The sequence below is a fragment of the Fischerella thermalis PCC 7521 genome, assembly GCF_000317225.1.
In the GTDB taxonomy this organism is placed as follows: domain Bacteria; phylum Cyanobacteriota; class Cyanobacteriia; order Cyanobacteriales; family Nostocaceae; genus Fischerella; species Fischerella thermalis.
This window is the reverse complement of sequence record NZ_AJLL01000051.1, coordinates 1-19247: the sequence shown is the minus strand read 5'-3', so window position 1 is coordinate 19247 and position 19247 is coordinate 1. Positions and strand designations below refer to the sequence as shown.

Here is a 19247-nt window from a genome sequence, read left to right as displayed (position 1 = left end):
ATCTAAGCTAAATTAGTGAATTTTTGAATTTCAGAGATTTTATCAGATGAATAATCATACAAACCAAACTCTATTCGCTGTTTTCCACTGCGGTATTTTGTATATGAAGTAAAATTATGTGCAATCCCTGATTTTCATGTTCTAGCAATGGTTTCAGCTCTTTGGAAAGTGTGTAGTTATGGCTACAGTCCTCACTACAAACTTTCTTATATTGTGTTTATTTAATCACTGTACATTCTCATCTTTAGTATTCGTTAGCTTTTTTTGATTATCCCTTACCGATCTCAATATTTTATTGTTACTTTTATTTTGTAACTATTGATATACTCCTTGTGTCAAAATGCTGCGACTTTATCATGTAATCATCGGTGTAGCTTTGTTGGTTTTAGTGCCATTAGGATTCAAGGTTACTGGTTCTGGCTCTTCTAAAAATAGTGATTCTCCAACAGTAGTGCAAACATCTCCAACTACGACTTCTAGCCCTAATGGAAACAATATTTGGAAAAATCTTGCCCAGAAAACTCCTAGCCCCAAAGATTGGCAAGTTGCACCTTGTGATGGTAATGCACCTCTACTATGTATCTCTGCAAATGGAGAACGTGTTGGTACGGTAGAGATGCTAATTTACCCACTGGAAAAACAGCCGAATTTTCAGAAGATGCTCACTCAAGTTGGTATTGATCCCAGTCAAAAAATAGATTACCAAAATCCCCAATACCAAACTCAGCTATTATCAGCACTCAATGCTTGGGTTAATGAATACTACGCTGGATTAGAGAAAGATCGTCAAGGTAGTTATGGCGATCGCATCACTTTTTCAAGCTATCCATCTCAACAAGTACAGGTTGGTAAACTCCCTGGACTCCGTTATGGTTTTGTCGGTTTAAAGCGCCAAGGTGGAGTGCAAGAACAACATCTAGGTTATGTTACTTTTGATGGCAAAGCACTTTATGTTATGGCTACTGCTTTTGACCCGGCTTCGCAAACAGGTAAGTTCGATAAGATAGAAAATTTGGCTGTTTTTGAACCGTATCTAGATGCGATCGCTTTTAATTTACGCTTGCCAAGTTCAATTTAAACTTGCAATTTTACCGTTTAAAAAAGCTCCTATTTCTGGGCAACTTAGTTAATTTTTGTTCGTTCATAAAGTTATTGAGGACACATACACCTGTGTCCTCATTTTAATTGGAAAATTGTAATCATTCAAATTAACTAATATCAAGTTCGGCTAATTGCTTATGATATTATGCTTAGTTGTTGGGTATTGAGCATTGGGCATGGAAAAATGATTAGTCGGTATCTTTATTACCTATTACCAATTACCCATTACCAATTACCAGCCTACGCGACAGTATAAGTATTCAAGCGAACATGATATCAGAAAAAATTTAGTTATCCAGTAGTTATAAAGGTGTTGCATTTGGTGTAATGTTGACCTCTTGTAGCAAAGTGCTGGGATCAAAAGATTCACGCATTGATGTTTCTTTTGATATTGCAGCTATTACTTTAGATGGAGCTACCTTTTGATTCTTTGTTTGCAAACGTTGCTTTTGTGTATATTCTTCCAATTTTGCTTTAGCAGTTGCATATACAGAAGAATTTTCCGGGACTTGCTGGAGGAATTTGACAGCCGTCTCAAACTCACCTATTTCTGCTTTATTATAAGCTTGTTGCAACAAAAAGATGGCTCTAATTTGTTGTTTTTGGTGGTACTCAGTTAATTTTTGTTTGACTAAATCAGTAGCAGAAGTTTCTTTAGGAACTTGCTGTAAATAAGTTAAAGCGGTACTGAAATCTTTAACAGCAGCTTTTTCATAAGCTCTAGCTAATAAATTATTTGTTTGTGTTTCGATTTTAGCTTTGGCTTGCTCAACGATTTGATCTGTTTTTGACTGCCAATATAAAATATCGGGTACTTGAGAAGCAGCATGTATGGCCTCTGACCATTGTCCCTCGTCTAATGCTTTTTTCGCTAATAAATATTGTTCAGTAGCAAGTTGCCACTGGTTTTGCCATTCTTCTATTGTAGTTTGTGCTTCTGGATAAACATTACTGTTTTCAGGAATAGATTTTGCCAGAGCGATCGCTTTTTCCAAATCTCCTGATTGAAATTCTTCTGTTGCTTTATATAAAGTTTCTGTTTCCGAATAGGCCGGAGAATTCATCAAAGAATAGACTCCAAATCCCACTACCAAAGAATTAGCCACCAGTCCTACTCGCATTCCTGTCAGTAAAGGAGGTGATTTAACAGATGCATCGCGGCGAGCAAAATGGTCTTCTTCGTCTGTAGAATCTCGCAATACAGTAGACTGCAACTGATTCGTTTGCGCTTGCGAATATTCGAGAGACATTTGCTCAAGCGCCCGCAATATCTCAGCTGCTGACTGAAAACGATCTTTGTAGTTATAACGGATCATCTGACTAAGAATTGCAGCAAGATAATCGCTGACTGGAGTCTGATGAGAACGCCAAATAAATTCATTACTGTGAGGATCAATTTTTAATTGCAATGGAGATAAACCAGTTAAAGCCTGGATCGCAATCATACCCACGGCATAAATATCACTATTGGGCTGTGTTTGATCGATAAATTGTTCTGGGGGAATATAACCCAATGAAGTGACAGGAACCCTATAAATTGGCAATACAGTATCTATGCCAAAATTAATTGGTTGAATAGAACCAAAATCGATCAGAACTAATTTCCCATCACACGTACGTCTAATTAAATTTTCCGGCTTAACGTCGCAGTGAATTACTCCTTGAGAGTGAACAAAATTGAGAATACCTAAAACATCTTGTAAAAATTGAATAATTTCGCTTTCAGTCCAAAGATAACCCGCACGTTGATTAATGGGCAATTCTGTTGTGAGTGCATGTCCCTCAATAAACTCCTGCACTAAGTAAAAACGCTCGTTTTCTTCAAAACAAGCAATCAGTTGCGGAATTTGATCATGGTGTCCTAAATATCTCAGAGTTTCAGTCTCTGTGAGAAAGTGTAACCTCAGTGACTGTAAATAGGCGGGTTGGGAGCTAGAAACCTTGAGTTGTTTGATTACACATTTTGGGTGATTTGGTTGTTCAACATTGATCGCAATATATGTTTGTCCAAACACACCTGCACCCAAACTTTGGACGATTTGATACTGTCCTTGTAGTACTTTACCGATCATGTGGTGGGCCATGAGCTGCTCACTAAGTCACTATTTATATTTACATTTTCGGTAAATGCTCCCTGTTTCCGGATTTCTTGGTCGGTAGATAGTATAAAGTGTTGTTGTTTTATAACACTGTTTTTCAGAGATTATACGGACGCTTTAATTTAAATTCAATATATGACATACTACGTCCTACAAAATGATATAGGTATTATACATTATCAGTATTATTTATCGTGGTAAAGTGCCCATCTTTAATTTTTACGAGTTCTACTCTTACTTGGCTCCAGCCTTCTACATTTTTAGAGACGATAGAAGGACTCTTGCAAAAATTACAGTTGCCGCAAAAAGGGTCAAGGGTAAAGGGATTTTTCTTTCCTTTTCCCCTTACCCCTTCACCTTTTGCAAGAAGTCCACTATAGCTGGGATTTTTCTAACCACTGTTTGGCTAGAGCAGGCACAATAGAGACAGGTGTCCCCCAGTTCTTAGTATGAGCTATTGCCTTAACCCCAGCTGTCCCCAACCCCAAAACACGAATAATGGCAAGTTTTGCCAAACTTGTGGTGCTAAGCTACTTCTCAAAGAACGTTACCGCGCCATTAAACCCATAGGACAAGGCGGTTTTGGCAGAACTTTTCTAGCTGTGGATGAGGATAAACCCTCTAAACCGCGTTGTGTGATTAAGCAATTTTATCCCCAAGCCCAAGGCACTAGTACTGTACAAAAAGCAGTAGAGTTATTTAATCAGGAAGCAATGCGGCTGGATGAGTTAGGGAAACATCCGCAAATTCCAGAACTGCTAGCATACTTTACCCAAGATGACAGGCAATATCTAGTCCAAGAATTTATTGATGGGCAAAATCTGGCAGAAGAATTGGCACTCAAAGGGGCTTTTAACGAAACGCAGATTCGGCAACTGCTCAATAATTTATTGTCTGTTTTGCAATTTTGTCATAGCAGACAAGTGATTCATCGAGATATTAAGCCAGAAAATATTATTCGTCGCCGATTTCCCTTAGGAGGGGAAGAAAATCAACAGCACAGGGATTTAGTTCTAGTAGATTTTGGTGCTTCTAAATTTGTTACTCACACAGCCCTTAACCGCACTGGTACAAGTATTGGTAGTCCAGAATATGTTGCACCAGAACAAATACGGGGACAAGCGATATTTGCCAGTGATATTTACAGTTTGGGTGCTACCTGTGTGCGCTTATTAACCGAGCGATCGCCTTTCGATTTGTACGATATCAATAACGACACTTGGATTTGGCAACGCTACGTCAAAAGTCCAGTCAGCGAAGAGTTAAACTCTATTTTAGACAAAATGCTCCAAAGCATTCCCGCCCGGCGTTACCAAACCACAGATGAAGTTCTCACAGACTTAAATAAAAAGTCATCTGTTGCTACTACCCTCACCATACCAAGCAAACCAGTTGTTACCTCACCTCCACCAACTAGTACTACTTCTACACCCACTCCTAGTTATAATCCCATCGAAAAAGAATTAGAGGAAATGAGGACTACATTTCTGGGCGGTACTAAATCTGCAAATAACAAAGCAATGCGATCGCCCCAACAATCGACAAATCAACCGACTCCTCACAGTAAGATCGATCAGGAGTTAGAGGAATTAAGAGCTAAGTATCTTGGTAATAATTCTCCAGATTAATTTAGTTAGTGGTTACATAGTTAGTGGTTAGTGGTTATTTCCACACTCCCCACACTCCCCACACTCCCCATCACCCCATCACCCCATCACCCCATCTCCCTATCTCCCCACCTTCTCCCTCACAACCTCGGATCTACAGGTTCACTCTCTAGTGCCAAAATTCCCACAACGCATTCATGGACACGGCGTAGAGGTGCATGAGTAATGAAACGTTCCAACGCTTCCACACCCAACGCAAACTCCCGCTTTGCCAAGGAGTGCTTGAGAGTTAATCCTCGTTGGCGTAGACGTTGCATGTTTTCAGGTGCTGAGTACTCTAAACCATAAATTATTGGCAAATACTCTTGTCCGCGACATTTCACCGCAGGTTGAATAATTCCTCGACTGCTTTTGACGATAAATTGCATTGGTTTCACAACTATACCTTCACCTCCCATAGCTGTTAATTTTTCCCACCAATGTATCCCTTCTGCTTCACTGCTTGGGTCTGTCAAATCTATTACCTTATATGCTGTTGGCAACAGTAATTCGGGGTCATGCAGAGCTATTTTTGCTACTTCTTGCATGTGCCATTGATGATTTTTATCAGTGTGGACGGCTGTTTCTGTTGCCAAGATGTGAAAAGGTGCAAGCTTACAGTCAGAAATATGCTCAACTGGCCAGCAGTAGCGACGGTAAGCCGTGACATACTTTTGAGCCATCTCGGCTTTTTGTTGATAATTGCTCAATTGTAAAGTCACATCTACACCCCGTCGTTCTGCCTTCTCCAGCAAAGTTACAGCGTCACCCAGTGCTAGGCGTGATGCTACGCCAACGGGAGCATATTGTTCTCGTAACAGTCCTTGAGCTTTAGCTGACCAAGGCATTAGTTCACAGTCTAGACATACCCAGTCGGTATAAAATTTTTCCCAGAAGCCACTATTGGTAAGGCAGGTATTTAACCTATCTAACAGTTCTGTTTCGAGAGTTGGGTGATCAAAAAATCTTCTGCCTGTGCGGGTGTAGCAAATACCAATACCCTCATTCACAACGCCAAAGCGCTTTTTAGCTGCTATTTCATCCCGGCACACAATCACCACTGCTCGGGAACCCATGTGCTTTTCTTCACAGATGACTTGTGTAATTCCCTGGTGACGATAGTAAGCAAAGGCCTGCTGGGGGTGTTCCAGATATCCCAGTTGTTGGCATGTTTCCACTGGAGACATGGTGGGTGGTAGATAAATCAGCCATTTGGGATTGGCTGCAAAACGACTGACTACCTCTAGAGCTGCGATCGCATTTTCTTCTCGAATTTTTATATGAGGTACTAAGCGGGTATTAATAATGCGCTTACCCAGGACATCATCAATATTTAACACATCATCCAGTTGCTGCTGGACTGTCATTGTTTCTGTCACAACCTTGTCAATGGGTTTGGCAGGTTGGCTGTAAGCATGGGCAGCAGGAACACTCACTAATTCCTTTTCTGGATAGCGCAAGGCTGTGAGTTTGCCTCCAAAAACACAACCTGTATCAATATTAATAGTGTTGTTGAGCCATTCTGCGGAAAGTACGGGTGTGTGTCCATAGACGACCATTGCTTGACCCCGGTATTCTGCTGCCCAGTTGTAACGGATGGGTAAGCCAAGCTCGTCGATTTCTCCTGTTGTTTCACCATATAAAGCAAATTCTCGCACCTGAGCTGACCCTCGTCCTTGATATTCTTGCTTCATCCCAGCATGAGCAACCACTAACCGACCATCATCAAGAACGTAATGACTCACCAAAGTATCTAAAAATTCTTTTAGTTCTTTAGTATGGTGTTCACGCCATTCTGCTGGCAAAGCTTCTATCTCTGCCAAAGTTTTCTCTAAACCATGATTTATTTTGACATTCTTTCCCCGTAATCTCCGCAAAAACTTATTTTCATGATTACCAGGAACACAAATAGCTGTCCCTGCTACCACCATATTTCTTACTAATTTCACGGTATCGAGAATACGTGGGCCTCGGTCTATTAAATCACCCAGAAAAACAGCTTTACGCCCTTGGGGATGGTAGTAGGTGGGAGCATCCCAGAGGGTGGGGGAAGTGGGGGAAGATAAGCAGGCAATTTCTCCTCCTTGTCCCCCTTTGACATACCCTAATTTTTCCAACAGGGCTTCTAGTTCATCACAACAGCCGTGGATGTCACCGATGATGTCAAAGGGCCCGTGTTCATACTTGCGATTGTTCCACAGGGGTTGACGTTCAATTTCCACGGTATCAATTTCTGCTATTGAATTCAGAATATATACGTAGCGAAAGCCTTCTCGCTCTAATCCCCGCAACGAACGTCGTAACATTTGGGTATGACGCCGCACTACATGAAAACCAAATTGACGGTTTGGGCGTTGTTGATTACGTTGGTGACATACTTCTTCTGGTAGATTGAGAGCGATCGCTACTGGGAAAAAATGGTATTTTCGTGCTAACTGAACAAAAATTTTTCGGTCTTCTGGTTGGAGATTAGTCGCATCAATAACGGTCAGTTTTCCTGCTGCGAGTCGTTTGGTAGTGATAAAGTGCAGGACATCAAAAGCATCTTTGGTTGCAAATTGATTATTCTCATCATCTGATACCAATCCCCGACAGAAATCTGAGGATAACACTTCAAAAGGTTGGAAAAGTCTGTGTGCAAAGGTCGATTTACCAGCGCCAGAAGCACCGATGAGAACAACTAAAGAAAGTTCGGGAATAGTTAGTTTCATAGTTCGTGTTGCTGATTTATGGTTAGTAGGGGCGTACAGCTAGCTGTACGCCCCTACAGTGGTTGGTGGTTTTTCTCCACTGTTCCACTTTCTGTTCCTTCTTCCCTCTAAGTAGACCTCTTACACAAAGATTTTTAAGCGCACCCTAACCCTCCCCGATTTTGGGGAGGGAACTAAATAATTCATGCAAGAGGTCTAATCCTGGAGGTTTCCAAGACAGTTAGTTTTTTTAGAACTACTCTTCCAGATTTGATATGGGTGTAAGTAAACCAAATTTATGCAGGTTATCTGCAATTACACAAAAATTCTTCTATTTACTGGCAAATTTATTCGCTTTGTCTTTCCCCTACACTCTTATTTCCCTACACCCCTATTTATTGACACAATAGAAATTACAATATCCTCATCCTCGAAAATTACCTACTCGTGAACACGCCCATCAGCCCATCCGTCGCTACCCAAATTCGTAAAGCCGATCACATCCGCATTTGCCTAGAAGAAGATGTGCAATTCCAACAAACTACTAATGGATTAGAAGATTATCGTTTTAGCCATTGTTGTTTGCCGGAACTTGATCACAATGACATTGATCTTAGTACTACTTTTTTAGGAAAGCAGTTAGGGGCACCATTATTAATTTCTTCCATGACTGGAGGAACCCCAGAAGCGGGAATGATTAACCGTCGTCTAGCGGAAGTCGCCCAACACTATAAGTTCGCTATGGGTGTCGGTTCTCAGCGTATAGCCGTAGAAAAACCTTCTGTGGCCGATACCTTCGCTGTCCGCAAATATGCTCCAGATGTTCTCTTGTTTGCCAATCTGGGCGCTGTGCAACTCAACTATGATTACGGCTTAGATGAATGTCTGCGAGTAGTTGATATTTTGGAAGCTGATGCCTTGATTTTGCATCTCAACCCATTGCAAGAGTGCATTCAACCTCGAGGTGATAAGAATTTTAGGGGTTTGCTTGACAAAATATCTAAATTATGCTCAACACTCCAAGTCCCTGTTATTGCCAAAGAAGTAGGCAACGGTATTTCAGCAACAATGGCACAGAAGCTGATTGCAGCAGGCGTAAAGGCGATTGATGTAGCTGGCGCAGGTGGCACTTCTTGGGCAAAAGTAGAAAGTGAAAGAGCTGAAAATCCCCTACAACGGCGTTTGGGTCGAACCTTTGCAGATTGGGGTTTACCAACGGCGGAGTGCATAACTAGTATTCGCGCAGTTGCACCAACAGTACCTCTCATTGCTTCTGGCGGATTACGTCATGGACTGGATGTGGCGAAAGCTTTGGCACTGGGAGCAAATATAGCTGGTTTAGCAATGCCATTTTTGCAAGCTGCTGCTTCCTCGGAAGCTGCTGTCTACGACTTGGGCGAGATATTAATTGCTGAAATAACTACGGTGCTATTCTGTACTGGTAACGCTACTATCAAGCAACTACAGTGTTCAGGGAGTTTAGAGCATATAAAATAAGTATAAAACTCATCTATATTTGCTAGCTTAAATGATAGGTGTGGGGTATTGGGTGTAAATATCAAACTAAACAATAAAGTCATTAGTTATGAAGGTTGATAGTTGATTGTTGGTTGTTGATTGTTGATTGTTTTTTAATCATCTCCAATAACTAATGACCAATGACTAATGACTAATGACTAATGACTAATGACTAATGACTCATAACTAAGTAAAGACAATATGCAGAATTTTATTAAACAAACTTTTGCTAGTTTGGTTGGAAATATCCTGGGATTATTTATTTTTTTTGGCTTAGGAACTACAGGACTGTTGTTGCTGTTGTTTGCTGCATCTCAAAATCCAGGGCCAGTAGTCAAAGATAAATCAATGGTGGTTTTTGACTTATCAATGAAAATCACCGATGGCGAGCCAAGTTCTAGTCAACTAATCCAACAAGTATTATCTGGTGAAGAACAAAAACAAATGTCTCTCCGCAGTATTCTGGATGCGATTGAAAAAGCACGACGTGATCAGCGTATTGTTGGAATCTATTTAGATGCGACTCGCATTTCTGGAAGTGACAACACAGCAGGTTTTGCTACCTTTAAAGAAATTCGCCAAGCCTTAGCAAAGTTTCGTGCTGCTGGTAAGAAGGTAGTAGCCTATGGCATGGACTGGGGAGAACGGGAATATTATTTAAGTTCAGTAGCGGATACAATTGTGTTGAACCCGTTGGGGGCGATGGAAATCAATGGCTTGAGTTCTCAACCGATGTTCTTGGCAGGCGCGTTGCAAAAATACGGTATTGGTGTACAAGTTGTGCGGGTAGGAAAGTTCAAGGGAGCAGTTGAACCGTTTGTACTTGATAAGCTAAGTCCAGAGAACCGCCAACAAACTCAGAAATTATTGGATGATGTCTGGACAGAGTGGCGGAATGCGGTTGGATATAGCCGTAAAATTACTCCCGCAAAATTGCAGGCGATCGCAGATAATCAAGCCTTCTTACAAGCAGAACAAGCTAAAAGCAATGGTTTGGTGGATAAACTTGGCTATTTTGATCAAGTGGTTGCTGCTCTTAAACAGTTGACAGATAGCGACAAGGATGACAAAACCTTCCGGCAAATTTCCCTAAGTGAATACGCGCAAGTCCCCGGTAAATCTTTAGGTACAGAACGCAATTCTAAAAACAAAATTGCTGTAGTTTATGCTGAGGGAGAAATTGTTGATGGTCAAGGTAGCGATGGGGAAATAGGCGGTGATAGCTTTGCGAGAATTTTTCGCAAGCTACGACAACAGGAGGACGTCAAAGCGATCGTCTTGAGGATCAACAGTCCTGGTGGTAGTGCGACAGCAGCAGAAGTGATGCAACGGGAAGTACGCTTAACTCGTGAGAAAAAACCAGTTGTTGTATCGATGGGCGATGTTGCTGCTTCTGGTGGTTATTGGATTGCTAGCGACTCTAACCGTATTTTTGCTGAACCAAATACAATTACGGGTTCAATAGGTGTGTTTGGACTGCTATTTAATGCTCAAGAACTAGCTAACAATAACGGCATCACTTGGGATACAGTTAAAACTGGACGCTATGCTGATAGTCAAACTCTTTCTCGTCCCAAAACTCCTGAAGAATTGGCAATTTACCAACGCAGTGTCAACAAAATCTACAATATATTTCTTGATAAAGTTGCCCAAGGTCGCAATATTCCAGAAGCAAAGGTAGCAGAGATTGCTCAAGGTCGTGTTTGGTCAGGTACAGCAGCAAAAAATATTGGTTTAGTAGATGAAATTGGCGGTTTGGATGCTGCTATTACTTACGCTGCTGCACAAGCGAAACTTGGAAATGACTGGAAATTAGAAGAGTATCCCAAGTATGGCACTTTGGAAGAACGTATTTTAGGAAAAGTTCCAGAACAAACAAAAGCTGTGTTGAATTTGGATGAGCAAAAACTACAATTACCAGATCCATTAGCAGGTGAATTACGAAAACTCAAAGCAGAACTTGCGACTCTGAAAAAGATGAATGATCCGCAGGGTGTGTATGCTCGTTTGCCTTTTAATTTGAAAATTGAGTAAGTTTTTTGTTTGGTTGTGGTTTGGGTGATAAGGATCGCAGAGTTCGCATAGAGGAATTTTGCTATGATTTAATGCAACTGACTACTAACTACTAACCACTAACCACTAATACTGAAATACTGAAAGATGACCAAAAAACAAAAGTTTCCTTATTTAGTTGGTTCTAAGTGGACTGCACAAAAAAAAGTAGATGGTTGGCGACATTTTCAAGTTGTCAACCGTAAAAATCAAGGTAAGTGGGTATATGCTGAAATGGTTGCTTCTTGTGACCCTAATGTTCGTTTTTGGCTGAATGCCAAGCTATTACAAGATCGTTCTCAATGGCATCCTGGGTGGCAATCTTTGGATGAATTAGAAAAAGAGTTGTCACAAAGCTAATTTGAGATCATGTCCACTTGAGGAGTTATATTATCCGTTGGGGTCGGTAATTTGTAATGGGTAATGGGTACTTGGTGATAATTGGTTATTTTTTCACCATGCTGAATTCTCGATGTCCAAGCTTTATATCGTAAGCAATTAGTCGGGCATGATCTAAGTGGTCTATTAGACCTGATAAATAATCTCTAAATTTATGGAATTTTTGCTTGTTGGAAGATTTGTTGAGGTGTAATTTGTAGATTTTCAAATAAGGAATCTTCTAAACTATCAGTACCACGCTTAGTTTGGGGAAGAGCATCGGGATAAAAAATCGTAATAGTTTTTGCTTTAGTGTCAATAATCCAAACCCGTTGAACTTTAGCTTTCAGATAATCTGTTGCTTTTTCTGTCATTTCACCGAAACTTTGACCAGGTGAGATAATTTCAATAACTAGTTCGGGTGCAACAGGACAAGCCTCATCTCGCAACCAATCAGCAGCAAGACGGTTATAAGAAATATAAGTTAAATCTGGTACAGGAACCCAATCTTGTTGATTTCGTGTTAGTTTAATTGCCCATTCAATTACAACCCGTCCTTTTCCTTGTGCCCATGCAGACAATAGTATAAATAACGCACCTGTTATAGAACTATGAAAAAATTTTGGTGACATTTCATCGTTTTTGAATTTCGGAACAGCTTCTCCGTCAATTAGTTCGTAGATGATGTCTCCTTCGGGAAGTGCGAGGAATTCTTCAAGGGTGAGTTGGGTTTTGAGTTGAGTCATGGTTAGTTTGCGAGTTGGAGATTGATGGCGATCGCATACTCTCTCGAACAGAAGCAGGATTTAATCAATCTCTGGAAATGTAATAATTTTTTATATTTTCTGAGTCAGACCTCAAAATTAGCGATCGCTGAGTTTGACAGTGAATTTGCAACTGCCTACTTTTTGCCTATCAAAATCAGCAATGATGTTATGAGAATAACATTTCTATGTCAGCGGAGAGCAAAGATCAGGCTTCACTAAAATTTTGACAACAGAATCTATGGCTGTGTTTAAACCCAGCAAACAAACCTATCCTTCTGAACAAAGGCTAGGATTTTTCATTTTATTTACTTAAGTAGCGCTTCAGCACATAGAGTATTAATACTCTTCTACCATAAGTTCTTTCTGATGACAGCCATATTAATTAGGAAAATATATTTTTTGTATTTTGTAACTATTTTATATATTTATGTTTATTAAAATTTAAAAATATCATTTTTTTTGATTTTTTAAAAAATTAGCCTGCTATTAACAGCAATTTGCAATTAAATAAATATCAATACTTTTGCTAACGGCATCATTCAATTTTTCATCCCCTTTATTTTCAGTTTTTTTTGGACAATAATGACACTCGAAGACTTCACACATCGCTTTTGCACGCGGTGCTGCAAGTGTTTGAGCCAAATTTTTTATAAAAAAACCATAAGAGGCAAAAAACAGTGAAATTAGCAGTTTACGGAAAAGGCGGTATCGGTAAATCTACAACTAGTTGTAATATTTCTGTCGCTTTAGCCAAACGTGGCAAGAAAGTTTTGCAAATTGGCTGCGACCCTAAACACGACAGCACCTTCACCCTTACAGGCTTTTTGATTCCGACGATTATTGATACTCTGCAAGAGAAGGATTACCATTACGAAGATATTTGGCCAGAAGATGTAATTTACAAAGGTTATGGTGGTGTAGATTGTGTCGAAGCAGGAGGGCCACCCGCAGGTGCTGGATGTGGCGGTTATGTAGTTGGTGAGACAGTAAAATTACTAAAAGAACTCAACGCTTTTGATGAGTACGATGTGATTTTGTTTGACGTTCTCGGTGACGTTGTTTGTGGAGGTTTTGCCGCACCTTTGAATTATGCCGACTATTGCATAATTGTTACTGACAACGGCTTTGATGCCTTATTTGCTGCTAACCGCATTGCTGCTTCTGTAAGGGAGAAAGCACGGACTCACCCATTACGTCTAGCTGGATTGATTGGTAATCGCACATCTAAGCGTGACTTGATAGATAAATACGTAGAAGCTGTACCAATGCCAGTTTTAGAAGTTCTGCCTCTGATTGAAGATATCCGTGTTTCCCGTGTGAAGGGCAAGACGTTGTTTGAAATGGCAGATATAGACCCTTCTTTGAACTACGTTTGCGATTATTACTTAAACATCGCTGACCAACTTTTGGCACTACCAGAAGGTGTTGTTCCTAAAGACGCCCAAGATAGGGAATTATTCTCTTTATTATCCGATTTTTACTTAAATCCGAATAAACCACAGGTTCCTAATCCGGAAGAAGAATTAGACTTGATGATTGTATAAATCATTTAGATCTCAGGATGAGAATATGGCCTTCTTCTATAGCTTTACAGATTCACTGAAGCAAAAATGGTTGCAATTTTTTCAAGTCAATCGTGACTGGATTAAGTTGCACATGGAGGTAGAATCAGTCTATACGCCTGACGGCGGCAAGCGACCACCATCTTACCTCATCCTGGGAGTAGCTAATGCGCTCGAACCGAAGCTAGCGCAGTTGATGCTACCTTTTTCTAAATTGAATCCTGACGCAGATACCTTGATTGAGGTGTTGGATTTAAATTTTGATCCTGACATTGCTCTAGGAAACCGTGTTATTCCCAAACCAGAGGAATCGTCGCAGGAAGATGAATCAGCAGTTGTCACGGAAGAAATATACCATGATGAAACGTTGACAAATCAACAGACAAATGATCTGGTGAACAATGCGATCGCCCATGATTTGGAAATGAGCTACGACCATGAAGAAACACTCATGGTTCCAGATAGCATGGTGCGGGATGAACTCAGAGCAATGGCAACGGAACATCTCAATAGCTCCAATGAGAATTTATCACGCCCAAGTCACAACTGTGACAACGAGTCGCAGCAAACATCCCAATCAGATGTAGCAGATGAATTTGGCGATATTTCCTTTGACGCCATGAAGGAAGCAGACAGCACAATCTCCGCCACAGCTGCGCCTGAAGAAAACGAGTTTGCTGATGTGTTGTCGGATGTTTGGAGTACTGAGACAAGTTCTCTCAAGAGTGAATCAAATACAGATTTTTTTGGGGAAGAACTATCAAATAACGGTTTTGATGACTCGGAAATCGCCCGTCTCTTCCCCAACACGTAATACACAAGGAGTTTAGTCAATTGTCCAGAGTCAAGAGTTTTTACTAGTAACGATTGACAATTGACAATTGACAATTGACTCTTAAAAAATTAAGGGGAGAATATATCGAAATGACTCTTGCTCAACCAGAAGCTTTAAATTTTGAGTGTGAAACTGGAAATTACCATACCTTTTGCCCTATTAGCTGTGTAGCTTGGTTATACCAAAAAATTGAAGATAGCTTCTTTTTGGTAATTGGTACAAAAACTTGTGGCTACTTCCTGCAAAATGCGATGGGGGTAATGATTTTTGCAGAACCCCGTTACGCAATGGCAGAGTTAGAAGAAGGCGATATTTCGGCCCAACTGAATGATTATGAGGAATTAAAGCGCTTGTGCTTGCAGATCAAACGCGATCGCAATCCCAGCGTAATTGTCTGGATCGGCACTTGCACTACCGAAATCATCAAAATGGATTTAGAAGGCTTGGCCCCCAAGCTGGAAGCCGAAATCGGTATCCCCATTGTTGTCGCCCGTGCTAACGGTTTAGACTACGCTTTCACCCAAGGAGAAGACACAGTCTTAGCTGCAATGGCTACACGTTGTCCAGATAAAGCTCCTGTGGTAGAAGCAGAGAAAAACGAGCGCAACGCTATTCAAAAGCTACTCAACTTTGGTAAGAAGAAAGAAGAAGTTGCCCAAGAAGAGTCTGAGTACGTAAATCATCCCCCGCTAGTACTATTTGGTTCACTCCCCGATCCCGTAGTTACTCAGCTGACTCTAGAACTGAAAAAGCAAGGTATTAAAGTTTCTGGCTGGCTACCTGCCAAGCGTTTTACAGAACTGCCTGTAATTGAAGAAGGGTATTATGTTGCTGGTGTCAACCCCTTCCTCAGCCGTACCGCTACAACTCTCATGCGGCGTCGCAAATGCAAGCTCATCGGCGCACCCTTCCCCATCGGTCCAGATGGAACTCGTGCTTGGATTGAGAAAATTTGCTCGGTTTTTGGTATTACCCCCCAAGGTTTAGACGAACGAGAAGCCCAAATTTGGAAAGGTTTGGAAGAATACATCAAACTAATTCGTGGCAAGTCTGTATTCTTCATGGGTGACAATTTGTTGGAAGTTTCCCTCGCCCGCTTCTTGGTACGCTGCGGTATGACTGTGCATGAAATAGGCATTCCCTATATGGACAAGCGCTACCAAGCTGCTGAATTAGCCTTGCTGGAGAAGACTTGCAAGGAAATGGGTGTACCTATGCCTAAGATTGTGGAGAAACCAGACAACTATAATCAAGTCCAACGCATTTACCAGTTGCAGCCTGACTTGGTTATCACTGGTATGGCTCACGCCAACCCCTTAGAAGCACGTGGAATTAACACTAAGTGGTCTGTAGAATTTACATTTGCTCAAATTCACGGTTTTACCAACGCCCGTGACATCCTTGAGTTAGTCACTCGTCCCCTACGTCGCAATAACAGCCTCAAAGATTTAGGTTGGGACAAATTGGTGAAGGAAGAAGCCAAAATTTAACAGTTATCAGTTCACTGTTGTTAATTCAAATTTTTTGCCTTGGTATCCCTGTAGATAAAGCAGAAGGGAAACGAAGCGATCGCAATTAAGCGATCGTTTTTTATAGTGCTGTAATATCAAGTTCGGCTAATTGCTTACAATATTATGCTTCGCTCTTGGTCATCGGGCATTGGGCATTGGAAAATTATCAGTATCTTAATTACCCATTACCCATTACCCATTACCAGCCCACGGGACAGTATAAGTATTTAAGCGAACACAGGGAGGGTTTCTTTTTATTTCTCATATCAGTATAAAGAAAAGAAAAAAGCCAGTGCCAAGAATACCACTGGCGAGAATGAATCCAAGAGCACAAGGTTCGCTGAGCTAAAATTAAGAATTACAGAAAATCATTATTTTATAAAGGTATATGCAACAATCATGCAACATGATGATTGTTTGTCCTTGGTGTGATGCTTCAATAGAACTCTCTTGGAAATGATACAAGGGTGTGGGGTGTAGCAGGAGTGCGAAATACATTCTCTCGACTAATGCTACGAAATTTAATGCATATTTGGCTGTGGCATTTAATCAGCCACAGCGTAGACCGATAGCTTATACCAAAGCTACTAGTGGTCTATCGCAAAAATTATGAGAAGTTGTGAGGGGTCAGATCCCCGACTTCTTGAATGAGTCGGGGATCTTGTAGCGCAGCTATGGCTGATATCTTATGGATCAAGGGAATATTTTATGACAATGTAAATAGTTTTATTTTTCTTGAGTGAAAAACTTGCATCTTGAAACTTTGGTACACCAGTTTTTATTGAAATTGTCGGATTATTAGAAACACCAAAACCCTCTTGTGGGAGACCTAAAAAGTTTCTGTTTAATTTATAATCTCCATCTTGATCATCTACTACAGCAACAGCATAAGTTCCAGGTTTTAATCCGTAGAAGTCCTTGTTTATAGAATTTCCTTGAATTTGAACGCAACCGCTTTGTACTTCGCTAGTATCAGTGAAAGGAAACCCTTGTTCATCATTATGGATTCTCAGGCAAATTTGTCCCTTTTGATGACGAATTCCATCTACTACAACAGTTAGTTTTATATTGGAATTAGCATTTGAATTTGCTGTTGCTAAATCCAAGATTACAAAATTGGAGAGCAAAAACAGACAAAAGAGAGTGATTCTTTTTATCATAATATGTTTGCAATTTGTAGTTTTGGCTAATTTTCAAGACTTCATTTTGCTATGACATCAATTTTTGAATATCTGTTATTTGCAGCCATTCCTGTGTGCGCCGCATTCCTTCTTCTAGATCAATTTTTGGTTGAAAATTCAACATATTTTGTGCTTTGGCAATAGAATAAGCGTAGGGACGAGAGAGAAAATCTACAGTTTCTGGCAGAAGATCGGGTTTTTTCCGAAAAAGTTTTTGTCCCTGTTCCCGCACCCGCAGTAATAATTTGGCTTCATCTTTTGGTAAAGAATAAGGTACAGGTAAATTTGCCATTTCAGCTAAGCGAGTAAAATATTCTCTCCAGGAAGTTTGCTGCCCATCGGTGATGTTAAAGATTTCTCCGTGTGCTTCCTTTTCGATCGCAAGAAAGATGCCATCAATCAAATTATCAATATATAGATGGTTAATGACTCCTCGTCCATCGTTAATTAATGCAAATAATTTTTGCTGCATCATCAGTAGTGGTCGGACTATCCAAGGAATACTCCCCGGTCCGTAAACATCTCCTGGTCTGATAATGATAATTCCAAAGCCTGGGGGCGCATGGAGTTGTAAAAGTGCTTCTTCGGCTTCTATTTTTGTCTGGCAGAAAGGATTATTCTCACCACGCAGTGGTCCATCTTCCGTAATGCCATCAGGATAGTTGAAGCCATAAACCATAGCGCTGGAGAGATGAGTAAAGATTTTGACACCAGCACTCTTGGCAGCTTTAGCCATGTTGACGGTTCCACCAACGTTGACCTCACGAAAATGTTTGAGCGATCCACTTTCTTGGACAATGCCAGCTGTATGCAAAACGATGTCTACTCCCTGACAAGCCTTGTAGGCAGTCGTAGGATCAGTGACGTTGCCAATCATAACCTCCGCACCTAGTTTTTGTGCTTGTTTAGCTTTTTCGGCAGAACGTGCCAAACCACGAACTTTCATCCCTCGTGCTATGGCTAGCTCAGCAGTTCGTAAGCCGATAAATCCACTAATTCCCGAAATAAAAAGTGTTTGTTCACAGAGGTTCATAAAACTTACTCACTTTATTTGTGGAACCAATCCAAAATCGAACGATCGCGTCTACGAGCTTGACGAGCAACACTACTCAAAGCACCAGGAGCAATTGAGGTTAGCTGCTGTCGGGGGATTGCAACTACTTGATCAGTAAAAGTGAATTTTGGATTTTTGCAAGCTTTCACAATACAAGCAAGCATATGATCAGCAAGAATTTCCGCAGTTTCCTGACTAATTGCAGGTTCAGAAAACATGAAATTCAAAAACATTTTTTCTTCAAAAGTTAGAACAGCAACACACAAACCTCTAAATGCTGCATTAGCAGTCACAAAGCTAATTTCTTCAAGTTCAAATACACCATAATTTGCAGGAATGTTGACTCTACCTATATTCGTGACACCCACTGTTGAAAATACCTGATGAGGATAAGTGAGAAGAAAGTTGATCAACAGCTTGGTTAAGAAAGGTAAGCAGAAGACCCGCTCACTTTCTAAAGTTGCTTTTATCTGTTGTCTTCTGTCGCGAGCTAAATCCCAGAAGCTTGTATTGGTTCTGAGGTTATGACATGAGATATCACCAGAAACTAATACACCTAAATGCTCATTACTAATGTTTGGTTGAAGTCGGTTACGCAAATTAATTGGCGACCAACAGCTGAGGTTGACATTTGTTTTTTTCCCAGGAGTAATTTTTCTACCTGCTGCAAACAACATCGCTGCACACAAAGCAGCGTGTACCGTTGTCTTGTTCTTTCTACAAGCGTTTAGCAACTTTGTCGTTTGTGCTTCGTTGAGCTTTCTGTGAACTATACCAGTGCGACGTGATTCAATCGGTAGGAATTTTTCAAACTTCAAAGTTTGTGGTCGGTAGTAAATATCTTTTAACAGAA

At 40.6% G+C, this 19247-nt stretch carries 14 protein-coding genes; 8 read left to right on the top strand and 6 right to left on the bottom strand.

The genetic code is table 11. The features are described from left to right. The first annotated feature begins 340 nt into the window (after nt 1-340). The gene (locus tag UYK_RS0111420; protein ID WP_016871436.1) at nt 341-1078 is read left to right on the top strand and encodes a hypothetical protein; all 738 of its coding nucleotides are present in this window, start codon (nt 341-343) and stop codon (nt 1076-1078) included. Nucleotides 1079-1403: 325 nt separating this feature from the next. Here UYK_RS0111420 and UYK_RS0111415 read toward each other — a convergent pair whose 3' ends face one another. Further along, nucleotides 1404-3185: a serine/threonine-protein kinase gene (locus UYK_RS0111415; RefSeq protein WP_009460068.1), complete on the bottom strand. Its 1782-nt coding sequence runs from the start codon at nt 3183-3185 to the stop codon at nt 1404-1406. Between the two features lie 464 nt (nt 3186-3649). On the opposite strand from UYK_RS0111415, the gene UYK_RS0111410 reads away from it, so the two are divergent. Then, complete coding sequence (locus UYK_RS0111410; RefSeq protein WP_009460069.1) at nt 3650-4828, top strand: serine/threonine-protein kinase; 1179 nt, start codon at nt 3650-3652, stop codon at nt 4826-4828. Between the two features lie 119 nt (nt 4829-4947). On the opposite strand, the gene UYK_RS0111405 is transcribed toward UYK_RS0111410, so the two are convergent. Further along, on the bottom strand, nt 4948-7557 hold the full coding sequence (locus UYK_RS0111405; protein ID WP_016871434.1) for a polynucleotide kinase-phosphatase: 2610 nt from the start codon (nt 7555-7557) through the stop codon (nt 4948-4950). A 426-nt stretch (nt 7558-7983) separates the two neighbouring features. On the opposite strand from UYK_RS0111405, the gene fni reads away from it, so the two are divergent. From fni to UYK_RS0111390, 3 genes are all read left to right on the top strand, one after another. Further along, nucleotides 7984-9033: a type 2 isopentenyl-diphosphate Delta-isomerase gene (fni, locus tag UYK_RS0111400; protein WP_009460078.1), complete on the top strand. Its 1050-nt coding sequence runs from the start codon at nt 7984-7986 to the stop codon at nt 9031-9033. Nucleotides 9034-9255: 222 nt separating this feature from the next. Continuing rightward, nucleotides 9256-11088, top strand: a complete 1833-nt coding sequence (sppA, locus tag UYK_RS0111395) for a signal peptide peptidase SppA (RefSeq protein WP_016871433.1) — start codon at nt 9256-9258, stop codon at nt 11086-11088. Nucleotides 11089-11214: 126 nt separating this feature from the next. Further along, nucleotides 11215-11466: a TIGR02450 family Trp-rich protein gene (locus UYK_RS0111390; RefSeq protein WP_009460140.1), complete on the top strand. Its 252-nt coding sequence runs from the start codon at nt 11215-11217 to the stop codon at nt 11464-11466. A gap of 191 nt (nt 11467-11657) precedes the next feature. Here the strand turns inward: UYK_RS0111390 and UYK_RS0111385 are convergent, their stop codons facing one another. Then, nucleotides 11658-12230: a Uma2 family endonuclease gene (locus UYK_RS0111385; RefSeq protein WP_009460142.1), complete on the bottom strand. Its 573-nt coding sequence runs from the start codon at nt 12228-12230 to the stop codon at nt 11658-11660. Nucleotides 12231-12928: 698 nt separating this feature from the next. Between UYK_RS0111385 and bchL the strand changes: the two genes are divergently transcribed. The 3 genes from bchL (at nt 12929) to UYK_RS0111365 (ending at nt 16138) form a co-directional block, all read left to right on the top strand. Further along, nucleotides 12929-13795: a ferredoxin:protochlorophyllide reductase (ATP-dependent) iron-sulfur ATP-binding protein gene (gene bchL, locus UYK_RS0111375; protein WP_009460143.1), complete on the top strand. Its 867-nt coding sequence runs from the start codon at nt 12929-12931 to the stop codon at nt 13793-13795. A 25-nt stretch (nt 13796-13820) separates the two neighbouring features. Then, the gene (locus tag UYK_RS0111370) at nt 13821-14627 is read left to right on the top strand and encodes a DUF5331 domain-containing protein (protein WP_009460144.1); all 807 of its coding nucleotides are present in this window, start codon (nt 13821-13823) and stop codon (nt 14625-14627) included. Between the two features lie 110 nt (nt 14628-14737). Next, nucleotides 14738-16138 (top strand): ferredoxin:protochlorophyllide reductase (ATP-dependent) subunit N, encoded by a 1401-nt coding sequence (locus tag UYK_RS0111365; protein WP_009460145.1) that lies wholly within the window; start codon nt 14738-14740, stop codon nt 16136-16138. A 707-nt stretch (nt 16139-16845) separates the two neighbouring features. On the opposite strand, the gene UYK_RS0111360 is transcribed toward UYK_RS0111365, so the two are convergent. From UYK_RS0111360 to UYK_RS24170, 3 genes are all read right to left on the bottom strand, one after another. Beyond that, a complete protein-coding gene (locus UYK_RS0111360; protein WP_009460146.1) occupies nt 16846-17319 on the bottom strand; it encodes a DUF2141 domain-containing protein in 474 nt (157 codons plus the stop codon). 49 nt (nt 17320-17368) lie between these two features. Beyond that, nucleotides 17369-18373 (bottom strand): NAD-dependent epimerase/dehydratase family protein, encoded by a 1005-nt coding sequence (locus UYK_RS0111355; protein ID WP_016871431.1) that lies wholly within the window; start codon nt 18371-18373, stop codon nt 17369-17371. Between the two features lie 14 nt (nt 18374-18387). Next, a partial coding sequence (locus tag UYK_RS24170; RefSeq protein WP_016871430.1) for a phthiocerol/phthiodiolone dimycocerosyl transferase family protein occupies nt 18388-19247 on the bottom strand: 860 nt, incomplete at its 5' end.

Excerpts from the sequence above, each read along its gene's own strand:
- UYK_RS0111420 (WP_016871436.1), top strand. The coding sequence starts at position 341 with ATGCTGCGACTTTATCATGTAATCATCGGTGTAGCTTTGTTGGTTTTA.
- UYK_RS0111415 (WP_009460068.1), bottom strand. The coding sequence starts at position 3,185 with ATGGCCCACCACATGATCGGTAAAGTACTACAAGGACAGTATCAAATC.
- UYK_RS0111410 (WP_009460069.1), top strand. The coding sequence starts at position 3,650 with ATGAGCTATTGCCTTAACCCCAGCTGTCCCCAACCCCAAAACACGAAT.
- UYK_RS0111405 (WP_016871434.1), bottom strand. The coding sequence starts at position 7,557 with ATGAAACTAACTATTCCCGAACTTTCTTTAGTTGTTCTCATCGGTGCT.
- sppA (WP_016871433.1), top strand. The coding sequence starts at position 9,256 with ATGCAGAATTTTATTAAACAAACTTTTGCTAGTTTGGTTGGAAATATC.
- UYK_RS0111390 (WP_009460140.1), top strand. The coding sequence starts at position 11,215 with ATGACCAAAAAACAAAAGTTTCCTTATTTAGTTGGTTCTAAGTGGACT.
- UYK_RS0111385 (WP_009460142.1), bottom strand. The coding sequence starts at position 12,230 with ATGACTCAACTCAAAACCCAACTCACCCTTGAAGAATTCCTCGCACTT.
- UYK_RS0111370 (WP_009460144.1), top strand. The coding sequence starts at position 13,821 with ATGGCCTTCTTCTATAGCTTTACAGATTCACTGAAGCAAAAATGGTTG.
- UYK_RS0111365 (WP_009460145.1), top strand. The coding sequence starts at position 14,738 with ATGACTCTTGCTCAACCAGAAGCTTTAAATTTTGAGTGTGAAACTGGA.
- UYK_RS0111360 (WP_009460146.1), bottom strand. The coding sequence starts at position 17,319 with ATGATAAAAAGAATCACTCTCTTTTGTCTGTTTTTGCTCTCCAATTTT.
- UYK_RS0111355 (WP_016871431.1), bottom strand. The coding sequence starts at position 18,373 with ATGAACCTCTGTGAACAAACACTTTTTATTTCGGGAATTAGTGGATTT.